At 46.4% G+C, this 21,328-nt stretch carries 8 protein-coding genes and 2 pseudogenes; all 10 read right to left on the bottom strand.

The annotated features are described in order from the left end of the window. Window positions 1–176: 176 nt before the first annotated feature. A pseudogene (locus H3L95_RS14045) lies at window positions 177–1,511 on the bottom strand (RHS repeat domain-containing protein); the annotation flags it as partial. Window positions 1,512–2,771: 1,260 nt separating this feature from the next. Continuing rightward, window positions 2,772–3,539: pseudogene (locus tag H3L95_RS14195) on the bottom strand (RHS repeat domain-containing protein); the annotation flags it as partial. Window positions 3,540–3,911: 372 nt separating this feature from the next. Continuing rightward, window positions 3,912–8,006 (bottom strand): RHS repeat-associated core domain-containing protein, encoded by a 4,095-nt coding sequence (locus H3L95_RS13805; RefSeq protein ID WP_182096223.1) that lies wholly within the window; start codon window positions 8,004–8,006, stop codon window positions 3,912–3,914. 83 nt (window positions 8,007–8,089) lie between these two features. Continuing rightward, a complete protein-coding gene (locus H3L95_RS04975) occupies window positions 8,090–9,226 on the bottom strand; it encodes a DUF2169 family type VI secretion system accessory protein (RefSeq protein ID WP_182096222.1) in 1,137 nt (378 codons plus the stop codon). Window positions 9,227–9,238: 12 nt separating this feature from the next. After that, on the bottom strand, window positions 9,239–11,581 hold the full coding sequence (locus H3L95_RS04970) for a type VI secretion system Vgr family protein (RefSeq protein ID WP_003761753.1): 2,343 nt from the start codon (window positions 11,579–11,581) through the stop codon (window positions 9,239–9,241). A 72-nt stretch (window positions 11,582–11,653) separates the two neighbouring features. Continuing rightward, window positions 11,654–15,211: a type VI secretion system membrane subunit TssM gene (gene tssM / locus H3L95_RS04965; protein ID WP_003761751.1), complete on the bottom strand. Its 3,558-nt coding sequence runs from the start codon at window positions 15,209–15,211 to the stop codon at window positions 11,654–11,656. A 31-nt stretch (window positions 15,212–15,242) separates the two neighbouring features. Next, a complete protein-coding gene (tssL, locus tag H3L95_RS04960; protein ID WP_003761748.1) occupies window positions 15,243–16,508 on the bottom strand; it encodes a type VI secretion system protein TssL, long form in 1,266 nt (421 codons plus the stop codon). A gap of 24 nt (window positions 16,509–16,532) precedes the next feature. Continuing rightward, window positions 16,533–17,876, bottom strand: coding sequence for a type VI secretion system baseplate subunit TssK (gene tssK, locus H3L95_RS04955; protein WP_003761746.1), 1,344 nt, complete (start codon window positions 17,874–17,876; stop codon window positions 16,533–16,535). A gap of 26 nt (window positions 17,877–17,902) precedes the next feature. Then, complete coding sequence (gene tssJ, locus H3L95_RS04950; protein ID WP_003761742.1) at window positions 17,903–18,529, bottom strand: type VI secretion system lipoprotein TssJ; 627 nt, start codon at window positions 18,527–18,529, stop codon at window positions 17,903–17,905. Window positions 18,530–18,673: 144 nt separating this feature from the next. Next, a complete protein-coding gene (gene tssH / locus H3L95_RS04945) occupies window positions 18,674–21,325 on the bottom strand; it encodes a type VI secretion system ATPase TssH (protein ID WP_003761740.1) in 2,652 nt (883 codons plus the stop codon). Window positions 21,326–21,328 lie beyond the last annotated feature (3 nt).

The raw sequence follows: 21,328 nt of genomic DNA, 5'->3' as shown, positions 1-21,328 counted from the left end.
TTATATGTGGCTAATGGAGGCATAGGTCTATTTGATATACAAGCCCCGTAACGTTCTTGAACACTTGCCCAGCATCTACTTCTTCGGGCTTTATCCTTTTCAGGTATTTGTCTACACGTTGCCTCATCTATTTCAGCTTGCTTATCGCATTCAGCCCGTTTTGCATCTGAACATTTTGGTAATAGTCCCCAAGTATCAGTCCATTTTAGAGTATTAGGTGCAAACTGGTACGAATTGCTTCCGCCCCACAACCCAATCGGATCCTGATTCACAAACCGCCCCGCATCAGACTCATAATACCTGAAGAAGTTGTAATGTAGTCCCGTCTCGGGGTCAGCGTACTGGTTTTGCAGGCGGAAGGGTTGGTATGCACTATCCGTTACCTTGATTTCCTCTTTCAGACGACCCCAGCCGGTGTAGTTGCCGAACCATAAGAGGTTGCCGTCTTTATCGGTCATCTCACGCGGGATACCGATTTGGTCGCAGTGGAAGTAGCGGGTTTGTTGGCAGTTTTCGCCGTCTGCGGTTGTCCAATCGCGGACTTGCGCCAGCGGCTCGTAGGAATCCGGGGCTGTGTAGATATAGGTATATCTGCCGTCCGAGTGGATTTCCTGCAGCAGATGGCTGCCGTCCCAAACGAAGCGGGTTTCCTCTTCGAGGCTACCTGAAACTTATTCGTTTTTCAGACGACCTTTGCCTATCCTTCTGCCCAAGGCGTCGTAGGTGTAGGACCAAGTTTCTTTCGTGCCGTCTTTTTTGAAGATTTCGGCTTTAACCAGTTGGTCGTGCAGGTCGTAGAAATAGTTCTGCACCTCGCCATCGGCGAGTTCGCGGTGGATCAGGTTGCCGAGCTCGTCGTAGTAATAGGTCGTGCCGTTGTAGGTTTTCAGGCGGTTGTCGGTGATGACTTCGTCGTCGAGGCTGATTTGGTGCAGGTGGCCGCTGCCGTAATACAGGTAGTTGATCTGTCTGCCGTCGGGCAGGACGGTGGCGGTGCGGTTGCCGTTGAAGTCGTAGTGGTAGCGGACGGTTTCGGTAACGGGCAGGTACAGCATGTCGTACTGCGCATCGCGCCAGTCGGTTTCGGGCAAGCCGTTTCGGGCGTTCTCTTCTTTGGACGGCACCTTCCATTGGTGTTGGGCGATGAGTCGGCCGTTTTCGTTGTAGTCGAAGCAGGTGATGCTGTGGCGGTTGGCGGCGCGGACGAGGTTGCCGTCCAAGTCGTATTGGTAAGCGGTTTCCTGAACCTTGTCGTTGTCGCGGGCGAGGGTGTGGATTAAGCGTCCCAATATATCGCGTTTGAACTCGGTAATCCGCAGCGGGGTTTGACTGTCGAGGTCGTCTGAAAGCGGGGATGCGTCTTTTTTGGGGACGGGCTGTCCGCCCAGTTGCGCCATCAGTTTGGCGGCAAGGGAGGCGTCGTCGCCGAATTCGCGCTGCTCGACCAGTTCGTTGCCGGCGTTGTAGCGGTAGCCGGTCAGTTTATGGTCGAAGCCGCTTTCGGCAATCAGGCGGTCGAGGACGTCGTAGGCAAAACGGTAGCGCGCACCGTTTTCATTGGTGAGGCCGACTAAGCGGCGGGCTTTGTCATAATGGTAGCCGAAGGTATGGCCCAAGGCATTGGTGCGTCGGGTCGGCAGGCCGTCTTGGCCGTATTCGTAGGCGGTTTTGGCTTAGATTGTTAAAGAAAAAATATTTCAGACGACCTCGAAAAAGGCTCGAGGTCGTCTGAAAAGCAGAAACAGCATGATTACCGTACCCAAGCTACGGCGGAATTTGAGGTTTCATGCGGGCTACGACTTGTTGTTGGGTCTCGACCCAACCGACTACTGTTTGATTCAAAGAGGTTCAGTTATTTTTTAGCTTTAATCACGCGTGCTATGGTTTGCTTTCTTTTTTTAAGGGTCCTACCCAACCTATGGCTACTATTTTTTATAGTATTTTGAAAAAATAAAAATATCCAAGTACATAATGCCACCATAAGAATTAAATTAAATAATGAATACATTATTCTACCTAATCCAAATGAAGGAAAATACATATCTCTCTTCCAGCCACAATTCCCATTGAATAAGCAATCATATAAATCATATAAATCCCAAATTAATACACAAAATACACAAAGCAAATCTTTATTTTTAAGAAAGAAATTATACATATGAGAATTACCTATTTTGCATATTCAAACTATAGTCGGTTAAAATAAAAATGAGACAAGGCGGCGAGCCGCAAGGCGTACAGGTAGTACGTCAAGGCGAGCCAACGCCGTATCATTGCGATTTTAATCCACTATAAATTTAAATCAGGACAAGGCGACGAGCTGCAGACAGTACAGATATTACGGCAAGACGAGGCAACGCTGTACTGGTTTAAATTTGATTCACTATATTCTCAACAATTTTACTTTTAATTTTTTCAGTTATAAATCCTTTGGTTTCCTGCCATAACACACTTCTTAAATTAGCTTTAGCCTTTGTAACTCGCTTCGCTCTTGTCCGTTTTGCTGTACGAGAAATTTTTTTCATCTCACACTTCCAAAGTTTTGCACGTTTAAGTCCTTTATATGCGGCGTTAACTTTTTTTGCGGGGTTAATAAGTCCAGGTATTTCACCTAGCCAATCGCCTGTCTTATAAGCAGTTGATTCTGTGACTCCGCCGCTTATACCAAGTAATTGTCGAGCTTTTTTAGTAATTCCCATTGAAATGTTGTCTCCAAACCCAGCAGCACCATCAACAAGCCATTGTGGCAAGGGATCGCCAAAACTCCATAAACCAAAAATATCTACCCAATTTTGCGCATTAGGAGCAAACTTGTATAAATTTTCTCCACCTTCCAACCCAATTGGATCCTGATTCACAAACCGCCCCGCATCAGGCTCATAATACCTGAAGAAGTTGTAATGCAGCCCCGTCTCACGGTCGGCATACTGGTTTTGCAGGCGGAAGGGTTGGTATGCGCTATCCGTTACCTTGGTTTCCTCTTTCAGACGACCCCAGCCGGTGTAATTGCCGAACCATAAGAGGTTGCCGTCTTTATCGGTCATTTCTCTCGGGATGCCGATTTGGTCGCAGTGGAAGTAGTGGATTTGTTGTCGGCTTTCGCCGTCTTCGGTTGCCCAATCGCGGACTTGTGCTAAAGGCTCGTAGGAATCTTGATCGGCGTAGATATAGGTATATCTGCCGTCCGGGTGGATTTCTTGCAGTAAATGGCTGCCGTCCCAAACGAAACGGGTTTGGTTTTCGAGGTCGTTCCCGCTTAAATCATGCGGGAATGACGTTTCTGAAACTTCCTGACTGGTTTTCAGACGACTTTTGCCTATCCTTCTGCCTAGGGCGTCGTAGGTGTAGGACCAAGTCTCTTTCGTGCCGTCTTTTTTGAAGATTTCGGCTTTAACCAGTTGGTCGTGCAGGTCGTAGAAATAGTTCTGCATTTCGCCGTCGGCGAGTTCGCGGTGGATCAGGTTGCCGAGGTCATCGTAGTAATAGGTCGTGCCGTTGTAGGTTTTCAGGCGGTTGTCGGTGACGGCGGAGCGGGCATCTGGCAGGTAAAGGTCACTTATAGGGAAAGATCGTCTGAAGATTGATTTCAGACGATCTTGCGGTTTTATTGGATCTCGAGCCAACCTACAGTTAATAAAATCAGATGAATGTATCAGAACACTTATGTAGTTTATATTTTCCCCAATGAAAATTACTAATATCGTCTTCTGAAGCATTCACTATCTTTGACTTAATAGAATATTCCATAAATTTTTTTCTTTGTTGAGTTAAGTCATCCTCATTTTCCCAGCAACTCATACATTCATCGCAACAGAGAAATAATTTATTAGAGTCAATATTTTTTTTTATAATTAATCTACCCTGCCCATCGCATATGGGGCATTCTCTAAACCAAAAATAATCAGTGTTTATCATGATGGGTATCCTGTAATAATTTTATTGGTGCCTTTCATTACAATAATTTTGACTTTTGTAAGAATTGCTCCTGTATCTCTGTCATAGCCGATTGGCTGATTCATTTCTACGTTATATGTATCTGTATCGTTATCTGAACTGTCAGGACAACGATTCTTTTTCATTCTTTTTTTCCATGCCTTATTAACTGTTGGAACAGGTTTTTGTTTGAAGATACTTTGTTTGGGCTTGTTGGGATTAACCGAACCATGATTATCTATAACATGAGCTTGTCTGTCTCCAACTCCCTTCCAGTTCCAATTAAGACCACCAGATTGAGAAGATTTCACTAGCCCAAGAGGATCAATCCACTCTGTGATATTCGATGCAAATTGATAGGGGTTCGCCCCGCCCAACAACCCAATTGGGTCCTGATTCACAAACCGTCCAGCATCAGGCTCATAATACCTGAAGAAGTTGTAATGCAACCCCGTTTCACGGTCGGCGTACTGGTTTTGCAGGCGGAACGGTTGGTAGGCGCTATCCGTTACTCGGGTTTCCTCTTTCAGACGACCCCAGCCGGTGTAGTTGCCGAACCATAAAAGATTGCCGTCTTTATCGGTCATCTCACGCGGGATGCCGATTTGGTCGCAGTGGAAGTAGTGGGTTTGTTGTCGGTTTTCGCCGTCTTCGGTTGTCCAGTCGCGGACTTGGGCTAAAGGCTCGTAGGAATCCGGGTCGGTGTAGATATAGGTATACCTGCCGTCCGGGTGGATTTCCTGCAGCAGATGGCTGCCGTCCCAAACGAAGCGGGTGTGGTTTTCGAGGCTACCTGAAACTTCTTCATTTTTCAGACGACCTTTGCCTATCCTTCTGCCCAAGGCGTCGTAGGTGTAGAACCAAGTTTCTTTTGTACCGTCTTTTTTGAAGATTTCGGCCTTAACCAGTTGGTCGTGCAGATCGTAGAAATAGTTCTGCACTTCACCGTCGGCGAGTTCCCGATGGATGAGGTTGCCGAGGTCGTCGTAGTAATAGGTCGTGCCGTTGTAGGTTTTCAGGCGGTTGTCGGGGATGGCATTGAGGCCATCTGAAAGGATATTGTGCGCGGGGTCGAAGGCGAATAGTTCGCTGCCGGCTTTGGTGATTCGACCGAGTTTGTCGTACTCGAAATGCGTCGTTCCCGTCCGCTGGTCGGTGCTGTGGGTCAGGTTGCCGGTACGGTCGTAGCCGTAGCTGCGTTTGACGGCGGTTTGGCCATAACCCGCCGCTACTTTGGTTTTGCCTTTTCCGCCTTCCGTCAAATCATTGAGGGTGGCGATTTGCCTTTTCAGACGACCTAAAGGGTCGAGTTCGTAACGGCTGGCGAGTTTACCCTGTGTGCGGTAGATTTCGCGGTGCAGTTTGTCGCGTTCGATATCGGTGATGACTTCGTCGTCGAGGCTGATTTGGTGCAGGTGGCCGCTGCCGTAGTACAGGTAGTTGATCTGTCTGCCGTCGGGCAGGACGGTGGCGGTGCGGTTGCCGTTGAAGTCGTAGTGGTAGCGGACGGTTTCGGTAACGGGCAGGTACAGCATATCGTACTGCGCATCGCGCCAGTCGGTGTCGGGCAATCCGTTTCGGGCGTTCTCTTCTTTGCTCGGCACCTTCCATTGGTGCTGGGCGATGAGTTGGCCGTTTTCGTTGTAGTCGAAGCAGGTGATGCTGTGGCAGTTGGCGGCGCGGACGAGGTTACCGTCCAAGTCGTATTGGTAAGCGGTTTCCTGAACCTTGTCGTTATCGCGGGCGAGGGTGTGGATTAGGCGTCCCAATATATCGCGTTTGAACTCGGTAATCCGCAGCGGGGTTTGGCTGTCGAGGTCGTCTGAAAGCGGGGCGGCGTCTTTTTTGGGGACGGGCTGTCCGCACAGTTGCGCCATCAGTTTGGCGGCGAGGGAGGCGTCGTCGCCGAATTCGCGTTGCTCGACCAGCTCGTTGCCGGCGTTGTAGCGGTAGCCGGTCAGCTTATGGTCGAAACCGCTTTCGGCAATCAGACGGTCGAGGACGTCGTAGGCAAAGCGGTAGCGCGCACCGTTTTCATTGGTGAGGCCGACCAGGCGGCGGGCTTTGTCGTAATGGTAGCCGAAGGTATGGCCCAGCGCATTGGTGCGTCGGGTCGGCAGACCGTCTTGGCCGTATTCGTAGGAAGTGGTATGGCCTTCGCCGTCGGTATGGGTTTTCAGACGACCTGCGGTATCGTAGCCGAAGGTTTCTTTGCTGCCGTCGGGATAGAGGGCGAGGGTGAGGTTTTGGTCGGCGTCGTAGTGGTATTCGGTGTGCTGTCCCAGCGCATCGGTAATGCGCGCCAACTGTCCTTCGGGGGTGTAGGCCAGACGGGTTTCGTAACCGGAGCAGTCGGTAATGAGGTCGGGCTGGCGGTTTTCATTATAGTGATAGGCGGTACTGCTGCCGTTCGGATCGGTTACCGACAGCAACAGGCCGTTGTCGTCGTATTCGAAACGGGTGGTATGCTTCAGCGGGTCGGTATGGGTCAGCAGGTTGCCCGCTTCGTCGTAGGTATAGCCGTCATAACGGCCTTCCGCATCGCTTTTGCGGATCAGGCGGTAGCAGTCGTCATAGTCGAAATGCAGGATGGCGCCGTCGGGGCGGACGATGGCCTCTACCTGCCCTTCGTTGCTGTACTGATAACGGGTAACGCGCCCCATCGCATCGGTGTGGCTGAGCAGACGGCCCAAACCGTCGCGTTCCATCAATACGGTGCTGCCGTCGGCAAATACCCGTTTGGTCAACTCGTTGTTGTAATCGTAATGATATTGCTCGGTACGGCCCAACACGTCGGTTACCTCGGTATAACCGTCGTGATAGGTAAAGCGCCATTCCTCGCCCAAAGACGTCCAGTTGCGCAACACCTTGCCGGTCGGGGTGTAATGGTCGTATTCGTATTCCGATACCAATCCGGCCGCATCCGTGTGCGACACCATTAGGTTGTTTTTATAGCCGAAGCTGCGTTTGACGTTGCCGTCGCGGCCGATGACGCGCAGCAGGTCGCCGCTGCCGTTGTATTCGTAGCGGACCAGCGGACTGCCGACCCGGACCGTTTCGCCGAAGGCGGGCAAACCCTCCAGCAGCGACACCGACAGCAGCCGCATTTTGGGCGACTGTTCATCCGCCACATTGCCGAAGTTCAGCGAGAACACCCGGCCGTTGCCGTCGATGACGTATTGCGGCAGACCGGTCAGCGGATGATAGACGAAACGCTGATGGTTGCCGTTGGCGTCTTCCACCGCCACCAGCGGGAAGAGGGTGGAATCTTCGTCCGAACCGTCTTCCGCCACCACCAAAGGCGCAAAACGCAGCGCTATCGAACCGTCCAGCGACGCAATGACATAATGCCCGTCCGGATTTTTACTGAACCAGATCTGTTCGCTCTCGAACAATACCGGTTCCTCATCGTCTTCATCGACTTCCGGCAGCGGGAACAGACGGCCCTGATCGTCGATATAGGCCAATCCCGCCGCATCGCGGATAATGCGTTGGCAGCCGGGCACGCTCCAGCCCTCGCCGAGCCAGCCGGTACCGTCTTGGTCGGAATAATAGCTGCGGCTCCAGACCAGCGGCAGGATGCCCTCAAAGGCAAAATCGGTTTCACCCTCCAAAAACTTCAGCCCGTGTATCGGATTGACCGGGCGGCCGGCACCTGCGGCAGCTTTGCAGGAAATACAGGGTTTGGGCGGCAGTTTCTTCTTGAACTTGTTGTTCATGTGGAACATATCGCCGGCGCGTATGATGTGGCGCTTACGGATTTTAACCGAAGAGGAGTGCATCATCGGCCAGGCGGGTTTGGTGGCGGTACGGGAAAGTATGCCCTTGCGGCCCGGAAGGGCGGGTTCGTCACCGGTAGTGCGGTTGGTTTTACTGGCCTTGAAGACGAAGGCGGGCTTGCGGTTGAGGCGGACGTCTTTGGCGACGGTTTTGGCGCCGCCCAGGTCGGCGAAGAGCGGGAAAGGGATGGGCGGTGTGACAGGAGGAGCAGGAGGGGGCGCCCAACAGAAATCGGGGAGGGTACAGATTACATAGAAGTCGCTGTCTTTACGGGCGATTTTATTGAATGCCATGGCGGCTTGCTCCTGTTGGGGGATGGGGTCGTCTGAAAGCTGGATGAATGAGGACTTAGGGTTTCAGACGACCTATGTGTGGTTTATACGTGTGCTGCCAAAGATGGCGGAATTGGGATAAATTCATCCTGCGAATCCCGGCAAGCTTGGGCGGCCGCGATTTGATCTGCCCGTTCGTGTCGGGCGATGAATCTGAGCTGGCATGCCGCAATTTCCAGTTCCTCCGGAAAAGATGTGCGGTAGCTGCAATCTATGCGGCGTTGTTCTACATCGACGAGGATGGTGTCCAATACCATATCTTTGCACAATGACGAGTTGGTTGCCGTATGGGCGTGGACGAACACGGTTTCTACCGGCAAATCAACGGTAAATCGTTGGTTGGGGGCTTGGAAGGAATGCACCATACCGGTAAAAGTCAGTTCGTAAATATGGTTGGGTTTCAGATGGGGAAGCTGCAGCGAGGGATGGGCGCCGTTCCAATAAGCCATAGAAAAATCTTCAGGCAGTAGCGGGGCACGGTTGGCTATCCATTGCGCATCGGCAGTGCCGGTATGTTTGGCTCGCAGTGCGAAATAACGGGGCATAAAGCCGAAGCCTTCGGGCGCGGCCTTATAGGACGGATCTCGCACGGGGTGTGCGGGGTCGTAGATTTGATGCGCTTTCAGTGTCCGCTTGAACCCGTTTTTTTTGAGTTCGGCCTTCGGATAGTAGCCGATACCGATGGCGTTTTGTTGATAGCCTGTGTGGTCATCTTCGACTGCGCTGCCGCCAAAGGCAAACTCATAGCGGATAGGCAGGGAAAGGATAGGGTCGGGTTCGCTCAAAGACCATCCTGCCGCCTCCCGCACCCAGTAACGTTCCCCGGTAAGCGCCAGGCTTTTTTGGTAATCGCCGATTCTTACGGATACGGTGAATTGCCGAGAGGGGACATCGTCGGGTGCATAGGCGGTGGCATTGACAACCAAGTCGGTTTTGGGTTTGTAGAGGCTGAAGTCGCTTTCAAACTGAGTCGAGGTTTGCGAAGGATCGCCGTAATAGGTATCGGCAAACGTGAGCGGCGTTTGCTTACGGGCAAACGCAAGCTCCGTTTTTCCTGTTTCCGGGTCAATTTCAAACTCGTAGCTGACTTTGGCGACGACTACATCATAAGCCCGATCTGTTTGGTCGATGTTTTTAAACTGCTGCGTATGAAAGCAGGTAAAGTTCTGCAACTCAAACATGGCATATCTTCTCTAGTTGATATCGACTTTTTTGCCGTCGATGTCCACTACTTTGGTGCCGACGATCTTGATCGTTTTGCTGACGATGCTGATTTTGTTTTTATCAATCAAAATCATGGAACTACCGACTTGTATGGTAATTTTCTTGCCTGCGGACAGGGTGATGTTTCGACCTGCGTTGAGGCCGATGTTCATACCGGCGTTGAGCCCCATCACTAAGCCGACGCTATGCATTTCTGCACCGACGACATTGGTCATCCAGCCTGCACCGACGTTCAGCATATAGCCGGCACCGATGTTGGTCATCTGTCCGATGCCGACATTGTTCATGCCGTTCAGGCTGACGGTTTCCTGTTTGTTGCCGCCGATACTGCTGACTTCGTTGGCAACAACGGTCTTGTTGCGGTTGGCACCGACGGTCAGTGCTTGGTTTTTGCCGACAGCAACGTTCTGATCTTGTCCGACAGTCAACGCTTGACTCTGACCTATGCCTACTTTTTCGTTCAAGCCAACAGAACGGCTGCGGTTTTTACCCACATTGACGCTTTGGTCTTTACCTACGCTGGTACTTTGGTTGTCACCCACACTAATGCTTTGGTTTTGGGTAATGCTGGAGGTCTCGTTTTGACCCACCGATTTTGTGCGGTTTTGGGTAATCGAAGCCGTTTCGTTTTTTTGGACGGTTTTCGCCCGATCGCCTACTACCGTAACCGTTTCGTTGTTACCGATAGTGGTGGTGCGGTCGTTGTTGACGTTACGGGTTTCGTTATTTTTAACCAGCGAGGTCAGGTCTTTTTGCGCTTGGAAATTGACCATCTCGGAACCGGCAGTATCGTTGAACATCAATTCGTTGAAGTTGGACAATGGCGAATTGAAACTCTTGCTTTTGATACCGGACTGCTTGGCCGCGGCAGGAAAGCCCCATGGCGGCGACATTGCGCTGTTGTACAGACGACCCAATACAATCGGTCGGTCGGCATCGCCGTTGATGAAGTCAACCAGCACTTCTTCACCGATACGCGGTGTGTTGATAGAGCCGTATCCTGCTCCGGCAGAACCTTGCGTTACCCGAACCCAGTTGGAGCTGTTTTCATCCATTTTGCCGTAGCGGTCCCAATGGAATTGGACTTTAATATCGCCATACTCGTTGGTATAAACCTCTTCTCCGGCAGGACCTGTTACCGTAGCCGCCTGTGTACCCAATACTTTGGGTTTCGGCGTTTTAAGGGGAGGGCGGTATGGGTAGGATTTGGGTAATACGCGGAACGAAATTCTGAATTTGCCGATACGGTCGCCGGTAGTATAGCCGGCTTCTTCAAAATCATAATCTGCTTTCAGAATGGTGTATTCGGTATTGGATGACGAGTGCGGGTGCTTACTCAGGATAAACGTATAACCCGGAGCCACCGTCAATGCAGTACCCGAACCGGTAATGATCTTGGTTTGGCTTTTCAGATCTTCACTGCGCACCTGACTGTAATTTTGTGCTTCGGATACATCGCTAAAGCCGGTATAAAAATCATAATGTTCCATAGGAACAGAACTGAAATCGTGAACCGAATCAGAAGATTTCATTGGGACTTTGGCGTTTTTATAGTTGTATTCTTGAGTCACGAACTGACTGGATTTCAAGGCATCACGTTCCTCCCAAACATCGATATAGGCGATGTTGGGTGCGCCGGGCGCAGTATTTTTGGAATGGTAAGGAATGTTGGGAGAAGGGATGGCTTCTAGAGTACCGACATCATCAGCGATAACCAGCTCGTGCGAACCGTTGCTGTGGGTAAAATAATAGTAGATGCCTTCCTGTTCAAACAGGCGGTTTAGGAAATTAAAACTGTTTTCCTGATATTGGACACAAAATCCTCTGGTACGATAGCCTTTTTGGCATTTTACCTGGAAGGGGAAGCCGAACGGCGACAAGACTTCATTGGCAATATCCAGAACGGACTTGTCGACAAATACCCTGCTGTCCGTATTTTGGGTGAGATACCACATAAACGGACGGGCTGTACAGGTGTAGGCATGATAGTCTTCTTCGTCTTCATCTTCGCCGATATAGCCGAAGTCAGTCACCAAACCGTTCAAATAGCGCGGACTGCCTGCTTCTGTGTCAATTTCCAATGTTATAGGCTGACCGATAATATCCTTGCCTTGTAAATTGGAATCTTTGGAAACCAAAGTAATATTAAATTCAAAAAGGTTGGAAACAAATTCTGTTCCAAGCATTTTTTTGAATAAAAGTTGTGATCCCAAAGGTGTATGAGCAACGACTGTTCTATTCATTTCGGGAAATTCCTTGTTGACATTAAAAACCAATTTCGCTTGAGTGTCGGTTTTTCTATTTTCAATCATGCATAGGGTTGCGGCAGAAGCATGTTGGAATGAGTGGTTTCAGACGACCTGCTTACATTCTCATTATGACCATCAAACGCACTGAAAATTCCTTAATTTGTTTAAATTAAAGGGATTGAAGGCTGTGGAAGTAGTAAATTCAAGTACAACGTTTTTGCCTTGGATGTTGTATTCGACAACGGTAGTGTTTCCTGTCTGGCGAATGATTTTCCCTTTTTCAATCAGGCGGAATATTGACCATGGTCCGGTTGAACTGATACCCGCACTATTGATTTGAGGAGAGGAAATATCTATTTTTGCCAAGGCGTTTTCTTCTTTTGAAGGCCAAGTAAAGGTTGCAGGATTGACTGGACCGTGACTGTATACATAGCTTTTCCCTGCATAAGAAACATTCACACTTTCCAAGCTGGAGTCAAGAATCAAGACTTTGACTGTAAAGTCAAAAGTGGGTGTTTCCGAGCCTTTGTCAAAATATCCTTGTCGGATTGCCGCTATGTCGTTCAGCCTGGAAAAACGGTCTTTAAATGCGCTGTTTTTAGCAGTCAAGGTTTCCAGTTTTTCTGAACGTGCCAATACGGCGGCTTCACCTGATAAATTGGTAAACTTGCTGTACATGCCGTTTGGACCAAATATGTTGGTGAAGCTTTCTAAGGCAACATTGTTTTCAGAACCTCTGTCAAAAGGGTAACCCTGTTCGTGTATTTCTTGGCAACTGTTTGTTACGGTTGCCAACTGTTTTTCCAAGGTGGACATGAGCTTTTCATCAACAATTTTGTCGGTGTTTTTCAAAATAATCTCAGAAAAGCTGTCTAACATTGGGCGGAAGGGCATAGGAAGACGGTTTACTTCAGCTTTGTATTTCACAAACGGATCATCAGGAGGCAAATCTACCCCTTTTTCGACTGCGACATTAACGGCAACCAAATAAACGTACAAATCATTAATGGCTTCAGTAACGCTGTTAATAGCCGGAGGTTGATCATTTGTGGTTTCAGTTAAACTATGGAAATCCGCAAAAGCATCATCAACAGGAGTGGCCAGTTTTAAAGCAGACAATTCATTTTTTACATTAGCCTCTCCTTCAGCATCTAGGAGCTTTGACAGTCCTGCTCTATTTAACCAGTCGGCAATTTTACTGTCTGCTTTATCCGTTATCTTTTTATCAATGGTAAGCGTCGTATTGTCGCTGATACCTTTGATAATATTGACTAAAGGAGAATTTTTCTCTGATAAAAGCTTGGCAATCTGAATACTTTCTCGAGATGACTTGGGCGTAACCAATGACAAATCAGACAAATAGTTATTCCATGCCTTGATGTAATTGCCGAAATAAAGCTTTTGAGCATCTGAAAGAACAGAAGCTTTGCTTTGGCTTTGTGATGCATAACTACCCAATACCCAGTTGTCTTCATTAAAAAACTGTTCTGCCGACTTGACCATAGTAGGCAAGACTTTGGTAATGTAAGCCTCTTTGGTATAAATGAAGTTAATCGGTTCTTTTAAAGCTCCGCCGGTTTTGCGACGAAACAATAAGTGGCTTTGTACGCCGCCCATGCTTGAAAAAGAAACAGGTGTGATTCCTTCTTTGCCTGAGAGAGCAACTGTGTTGATGGTATCTTCCAGTACCATAGTGGCAATATCTCTTTGTGCAATTTCCTGCCTGCGGCGTTCTACCAATTCTTCATCATAGGGTACGCTGGGAGTAATGCTTTGTTTGGAAAGTATTTGGTTTAAAGCTTTCTCAAGAGATTTTTTCTGTTGCTCACTCATGCCTGAAGATTCTGCTTTAGACAAATTAGTCATCAGCCAGTTTTGCATAAAAGCGGCATCAAAATGCTCTTTGTCGTACATCATTAGATAAGCTTTTAAAGCATTGTAACCATTGATGCCGTCTGAGCCGCTGGTTGTACGCAGAAGTTCATCTAATTTGAAACTGATTAACGGCATCACATTGTCTTGAAGGATTCTTCGGTAGGCAGATTCCCCAACGTCTTCCATTTGCCCGCCTTGATAAAGGCCCATACGATAGCTGAGGGGAGGAGAAGACAGATCGGGAATCTCTCTACTGCTGGTTGTATCTTTGACATGTTCTGCAAATGTTACTGCTTTAAGCAGGTCGGGAGCTTCAGTGTATTTCTTCGCCTCTTGACCCAGTTTGGTTGCTTTATCGCCAACCTGCTCAAGATATGAGCGATTATTCGAATAACTGTTCAGCATCATGGCTAAGCAGGCAGCGACTATGGTGACAATAGCTCCAATGCCTAACCAATAGAGCATTTGTTTTTTGACAAACCAAGATTTATTTTCTCCCGCCAGGTTTGCTTCACTAAGGATGACATCAGAGAACAGTCTGTGCAGGAAAAAGCTTCGCTCGTTATTTTGAGTTTTGGTTCGATCCGAATCCAAGTATTTTTTCGATAATTGGAAATCGTTTTGCAAGCCATCCAAGATGGGATTGAAATGTTGTCCCGTTTGGGTGCCACTTGAGAAATAAACACCTCTCCACGAGATAGGTTGCTCAAATTTTGAAGATTTAGATAATTCTTTAAATAGAGAAAGTACCGCCTGATTAAGACGTTCAAATTCTTCAGGGAAAGCAAAAGCCGCTGCTTTATCTTCAGAAGATTCCAATTGATGGATGGTGCCCAACATAGAAGAGCGCAGTTTATCAACAACTTCCGATAAAGCATTGGAAGCAGTGGCAATTGGAGTTTCCATCCCTTCTGTATCAGAAAGAGAAATACCCAAATATTGGTTTCTTTGTTCTTCCGTCAGATGATTGAAGAATTTGTCAAAACCATGCAGCAAATCCAGTTTGGTTATCATAAGATAAACAGGGAAATGTATACCTAATTTGGTATGCATTTCGTGGATTCTTTTGCGAAGTTCTGCAGAAATTTCGGTAATATTGGTTTTACCGCCTAAAAGGTCGTCCACGCCTACGGTAACTACTACACCGTTGATAGGTTGTTTGGGGCGGTAGCGCTTCAGCAGGGATACAAATTCCTCCCAGTCGCTGGAGTCTTTATTGCTGTGGTTGTCATGTAAAGACAATCTGCCTGCAGTATCGAGAAGTACGATTTCATCGGATAAAAACCAATCACAATCGCGTGTCCCTGCCAAGCCGCTTACAGATGTTCCTAAAGTGCTTTCTAGAGGGAAATTGAGACCAGAGCGTTTTAATGCTGTTGTTTTACCAGAACCGGCAGCACCTAAAACAACGTACCACGGCATTTGATAAAGATATTGCCCCTCTTCCAATCTTGCCAATAAACTATTTTTAGATCTGGAAAATTTTGCGTTTTTCAGTACTTTATCCATTTCGGCAAACTGACGGCTCATTGAGCTGACATCGCTTGCATTTTTTAAAATGGGTTCTTGTGCTGCACGAATTTCCTTCAGTAAGGCAGCGTTTCGACGTGATTCACGATATTGGCGAAATATGGCTTTAGCCAACCAAATGCCGATAATGGCTGCACACACGGCAAGGCGAATAGTCTTGTTTGCTAAAGGACGGATTTCACCTATGGAAATCAGTGGGCCGATAAACCATACCAATATAATCAGACCGGCGATACCCAGCATTACCCATAAAGAACGGGAGCCTAGAAAATAAAGAATTTTTTTCATATTTGTTTTTCCGTATCAATCCAATTTCAGATTATTGATGTGTACTTACATCACTGCTTGGCTGAGTAGTGGAAGTATTGGTTTTTACTTCTACTTCACTACCCAGTTTGGGGCCGGTTCCAGTTGTGAATAGGGTAATTTCAACCCTTCGGTTTTTGGCTCTATTTTCCAAAGTATCATTTGGAGCAACAGGATCGGTCGAACCACGTCCCTCTGAACGAATACGAACTCCGCCATTTTTGATGTAATTCAATAAAATTTCTTTTACTGCATCTGCACGAGCTTGAGAGAGATGCCAGTTAGATGGGAAGTTCAAGCTCTGAATGGGCTGATTGTCAGTATATCCCGTCACTACGATTTGCCCTTCTACGCTATCCAAAGCTTGGCTGACTCTTGCCAAAACAGGGTAATATTGGTCTTGAATTTGTGCAGAACCAGACTCAAAGAGACCGTCACCCAAAATAGTGACTGTACTTCTATCTTGAAAGTCTTCTACAGAGACTAGCTTTCTAGCAATTTCATTTTCCAATAAAGGACGTAGTCGGACAGTACTTTGTGTTTCTTGCTGTTTAGCCGTAACAGAAGGGAGTTTGAGATTGTTAACTTTTGTACTGGCAACATCAAAGTCATCACCTAAAGACCATTGCATTGCAAAATAGCCCACCCCCAAGACGACTGCCCCTAAAACACCTACAACCCATAAAGGAATAGAAAGCCTTTGTTTTCGTTGGATAGTATTTGTGATTATTGGATTGTGTTTGAAAAGATCGGCAGTTTGATCCGGTCGTTTACTATGAATTAAGGCGAGCAAATCTCTTTTAATTTTGTCGATTTCGAGTTCGCCGCTATTTAACACTTGATATTTGCCTTTGTAGCCAAACTGCAAACACAAGTACATAAACTCTAATAAATCAATATTCTTATCCGGATCCTGTTTCAAATTTTGAATAATCTCAAAAAAACGTTCCCCGCCCCATGTTTCGTCATAAAAAGATACCAACAGACTGTTTTTTGACCAGGTTTCATCTGCCCAGCCTGCACGAACAGCCAATTCATCTACGAATGTACATAGACAGTATTTTGCAGCTTGGATAGCGTCGTATCTTGCTCCATTTTTTTCAGCATTTTCTTCAAAATTATTGATTAAGAGAGAAAATTTGTTGATCAAACTGTCCGTAGACAATTGACTGGTAGTCTGCTGCATCGCATTGACTAAGATAAAAACCGGTTTGGCCGCCTCAATCAATGGGTTATAAATATTTGCGGTGCTGTGAGCAGCATTATTCTGGTTATCCATAATGAAATTCCAAATTGAACCAAATTAACTTAAAGACTTGATTGCCCAAAATTCAACATCTAAATTCGGAAAATTACCGGCTAAATGGAAGGCCATGCCTGATGAAGTATCAAACATGTCCCACAGCTCGTGCTTTTTGTCCAATTCAAAATAGACATAACCGCTGTGGTATGGCAATTCTCGGGGTGCTACAGACAAAGCATGAACCCTGATTCCAGGCAGATGGTAAGCAACCAATTCTTTTACTTTCTCCACAGTACCTATTTTTACTACGCTCGGAATTTTTTGGCGCAATGCTTCGTTCGGCATATCGGCTTTGATAGCAAGGACAAATGAGGCTTTATCCAATAGGCTTTGATCTGGTGTTTGAGCAACGCGAGTGGCTTCATCACGCATATCCAGCGGAATCCTAATCGCACGTTGTTCAAGAACGATGGATAATGATTTACGCAGATTGAAAAATAATTTGCCAAAGCATGAGGCTAGGTCATTATGCTCATAGACAGGGATATCGCCTACTTTGCGAGAAGGCAGGAAGGTCATTAAATCAGCACATAGTTTGGATAAATTAATGAATAATTGTTCAGGGTGCGTTTGTCGTGCCCCTTCATTTTCATGATGCAAATATGCCAAATAACGATTAATGGTTTGAAGCATCATGAAATCCATAACTTCAACAGAGCCGCCAGTATTAGGATCGTTCACTGCATTGGCCAGACTATTGCTTTTTTGCATCAATAAACCATAAATTTCTGAAATATAAGCTTTCAGGTGTGGTTGTTTTTGGCTTCCGAGGCAAGGCGGGATATATGATTCATCTAAAATAATTTCAAAGTCTGCAGAGCTGGATCGGATAAGCGCAATGGGCAGGGCAGTTTGTCCACTGGTTAAGTCATTTTCTAAAACCAACATCGGATTAAGATCTGCCAGTGTTACTTGGCGACCATCTAATTCAGTATTTGTAGTGTCTGCTAGAGTTTTATTAAAGGCTTTGTAGCGACATGAGTCTGAAGAATCCTGATCTGGGAAATAAATTTCATTATTTACAGAAGAAGGCAGGGTAACGGCAAGGCAGATTTTGGTGTCTTTAATATTTGCAGGGACTTTTAAACTCAAATTTTCAAGCTGTTTTTGAGAGAATAAAAATACAGAACCATCAGGAAAAACACCTTCTGCTTCATTAATACCGATTACCCCCCGTTTGAGGCCGTCTGAATTTAATACCAGCGAAGAGAATCCCCAAAAATGACCCTCTTGAGAAACGGCTAATTGGCGTAGACCGGATTCAAGGTAACGTTCAAATTGTTGGAAATGTTGAGGGGTAATAAAGATACCCTCCGACCAAACTACTTTTGCTTCTATTGCCATGCCTTTTATCCTTAATCTTTTAGTTATTATTTTTCTTCACGGAAAACGCCTTTACTAAGGTCATTGCCGTATTTACGAGTTTTTCCATTTTCTTTAATTTTTTTATCGTCAGGGTGTCGTTCTTTATATTCTTTCAACAAGTCCTTCATTTCTGACTTTGATAACTGGGTTAATTTATTTTTGCCGACATTTACATAGAAATAATGTTTGCCAAACTGATACCATTTTTTCTTCTGCTTCAATAATACCAATTGCCATTGACTGTTATCCAAATCTCGATAACTTGCGACTACACCCAGATATTTCAGGTGGGAATCCATTTTAATCGGCAATATGGTAACTGTATCAGGATGCAGCATGAATTGGTTTTGCTGGATTAACTTCTCACCTAAATTTTCTTTGGCGTTGTTGGTAAGTTCAAAATAGTTTGATTTTTTGAACTCCCCGTCAGAAGACAACTGATATAAATCCAATCTGATGGGAGAAGGTTGGCCAACTATATTAGGATTCGCATCAGGGGAAACTATGATTTGTACATCAATTTTTTCTCCGCTCTCATCAGATTCTTTAGGCGGTTTATGGTCGGAAGCACATGAGCTTACCATTAAGGATATCATTAAGAATGATATATATTTTATTAGTTGTTTATGCATCTTAAATTGCCTTCAAGTCCATCAGTATTGATTACGTTTGACAACAAATACTTCAATCAGTCATGCAATATATGACTACTGGAGAAATAAATAGGTTCGTTATAATTAATTAGAAAGACTAAATTTTTTTAATATTTTCTAAAATTATAAAGTATTTTTCTTGCGAGGTTTATATTTATATTGATAAGTAAAGTCATGGTTACTTGCATCAATATTTACACTTAAGACTTGTTTGCCTTGAGTTGCACAAGTAAGCAGTTCACGACTGATTTGCGGTAAAACTGTATTGGTCAGAATCGCATCAATCATGCGGCCACCTGACTCAACTTCTGTGCAGCGCGAAGTAATCAGCTTGAGCACTTCTGGCGTGTAGTGAAGGTCAATACAGTGGTTATCTTTAATTCGGTCTACGATACGACCTAATTGCAATTCCACAATTTTTGAGAGCATATCGTCGGATAACGGATAGTAGGGAATTACCTGCATGCGGCCTAGTAGTGCGGCAGGGAAAGTTTTCAACATGGGGGCACGCAAGGCTTTGGTTAAACCTTCCGGAGTAGGCAGCATTTCAGGGTCATCACACATATCCATAATCAAATCCGTACCTACATTAGTAGTTAGGATAATGATGGTATTTTTGAAATCGATATAACGGCCTTCACCATCTTCCATCCAGCCTTTGTCGAATACTTGGAAAAAGATTTCATGCACGTCTGGATGTGCTTTCTCCACTTCATCAAGCAAGATGACGCTATAAGGTTTGCGTCGAACGGCTTCGGTCAGTACACCGCCTTCACCATAACCGACATAGCCCGGAGGCGCGCCTTTTAGGGTGGATACGGTATGAGCTTCCTGATATTCGCTCATATTGATGGTAATTACGTTTTGTTCACCGCCGTACAATGTATCGGCCAGAGCCAATGCTGTTTCGGTTTTACCCACGCCTGAAGGGCCTGCCAACATGAAAACACCGATAGGTTTGTTGGGGTTATCCAGATTCGCGCGTGATGTTTGGATACGACGGGCGATTGCATCCAAGCCGTGACGTTGGCCAATGATGCGTTTGTTTAAAGTATCGGCAAGTTGCAAGACCGCTTCAACTTCGTCTTTCATCATTTTACCGACGGGAATACCTGTCCAGTCAGCTACAACGTCAGCAACGGTACGGCTATCCACTAAAGGCATAACCAGCGGTTGGATACCTTGCAGTTTTTTCAGTTTGTTAACCAACTCTTTTTGGCGGGTATGCAGCTGCTTGGTTTCTTTCTCAGCCGTTCCTTCTTCCGCTTGCATGATTTGTTCACGTACTTCTAACAGCTCAGTAACCAAGTCTGCTTCAGATTTCCATCTGTCTTCTAATTTTTTCAGACGACCTTCGACTTCAGTTAATTCTTTGCCAATATTGGTTATCCGTGTTTCAGAATCGAAACTGAGTTTTTTCTCACGTTCCAAATTTGCTTGTTCAAGTTTTAATGCCTCGGATTTCTTCCGCAAAAATTCAATACTGCCGGGAACAGCATGCTGGCTGACAGCAACACGCGCGCAAGCGGTATCAATCAAACCGACAGCTTTATCAGGAAGTTGGCGTGCAGGTATGTAGCGGTGGGAAAGTTTTACGGCTGCCTGAATTGCTTCATCAAGAATAATCACGTTATGGTGTTTTTCCAAAGAAGCGTTTAATGCTCTAAGCATATTGATGGCTTTGTTTTCGTCGGGCTCATCCACTTGCACCACTTGGAAACGGCGGGTCAGGGCAGGGTCTTTCTCAAAGTATTTTTTGTATTCTGCCCATGTTGTCGCGCCAATGGTACGGAGTTTGCCTCGGGCGAGCGCAGGTTTGAGCAGGTTGGCTGCATCGCCCGTACCGGCTGCCCCGCCTGCACCAATCAAGGTATGGATTTCGTCGATAAAGAGCACAATTGGGGTCGGACTGGATTCCACTTCGTCCATAACCGCTCTAAGGCGTGATTCAAATTCTCCGCTGACGCTGGCCCCGGCTTTGAGCAAACCGATATCCAGCAGGATTAATTGAACGTCTTTCAATCCGGGCGGAACATCTCCGGCCGCCAGACGCAATGCCAATGCTTCGACGACGGCTGTCTTACCGACACCGGCCTCACCTGTCAGAATCGGATTGTTTTGACGGCGGCGCATCAGGATGTCAATCATTTGTCTGATTTCGGTATCGCGACCTGTCAGGGGATCTATTTCGCCATTTTTGGCTTTTTCAGTGAGATTGCTGCCATATTTGGCCAAGGCACTTTCTTTGTGGGTAGCGTTAGGCTCCGAAGATAAGGCATTTTGGGTAACTTCAAGATTTTCTTCAGAGTTTGCAGTAATCGCGATAATATTGTTCGCCAATGTTTCAGGTTTGATTTTGAGGAACTCGGATGAAATATTGGCCAAAATGCTCTGCAAAGTCTTATTTTCAAGCATGGTGTAGAAAATATGAGCAGTACGGATTTTGTCGGTACCGAATTTGAGCGAGCTGTATGTCCAAGTTTGCTCGACAAGGGTTTGGATATGTTCGGAAAAATCGATAACGGCAGTAGAACCGGCAGGAAGTTTTTCAACCGCTGTCAATACATCTTTTCGGACTCTGGATTCGTCTAAATTAAAACTGTTGATCAGGCAGAAGATATCGGTTTTCTCGGTTTGCAGCAGTGAATGAAGCCAGTGAACCAACTCAACGTAGCTGTTTTCACGAAGACGGCAGAAGGTGTAGGCATTTTCCAGAGTTTTATACAAGGTGGTATTCAACTTGCCAAATAATACGCTGCGGCTGATGTTTGACATGAT

The organism is Neisseria sicca, assembly GCF_014054945.1.
Taxonomy (GTDB): Bacteria; Pseudomonadota; Gammaproteobacteria; order Burkholderiales; family Neisseriaceae; genus Neisseria; species Neisseria sicca.
The sequence above is the reverse complement of the archived record's forward strand: the minus strand, read 5'-3'. Positions and strand labels throughout refer to the sequence as shown.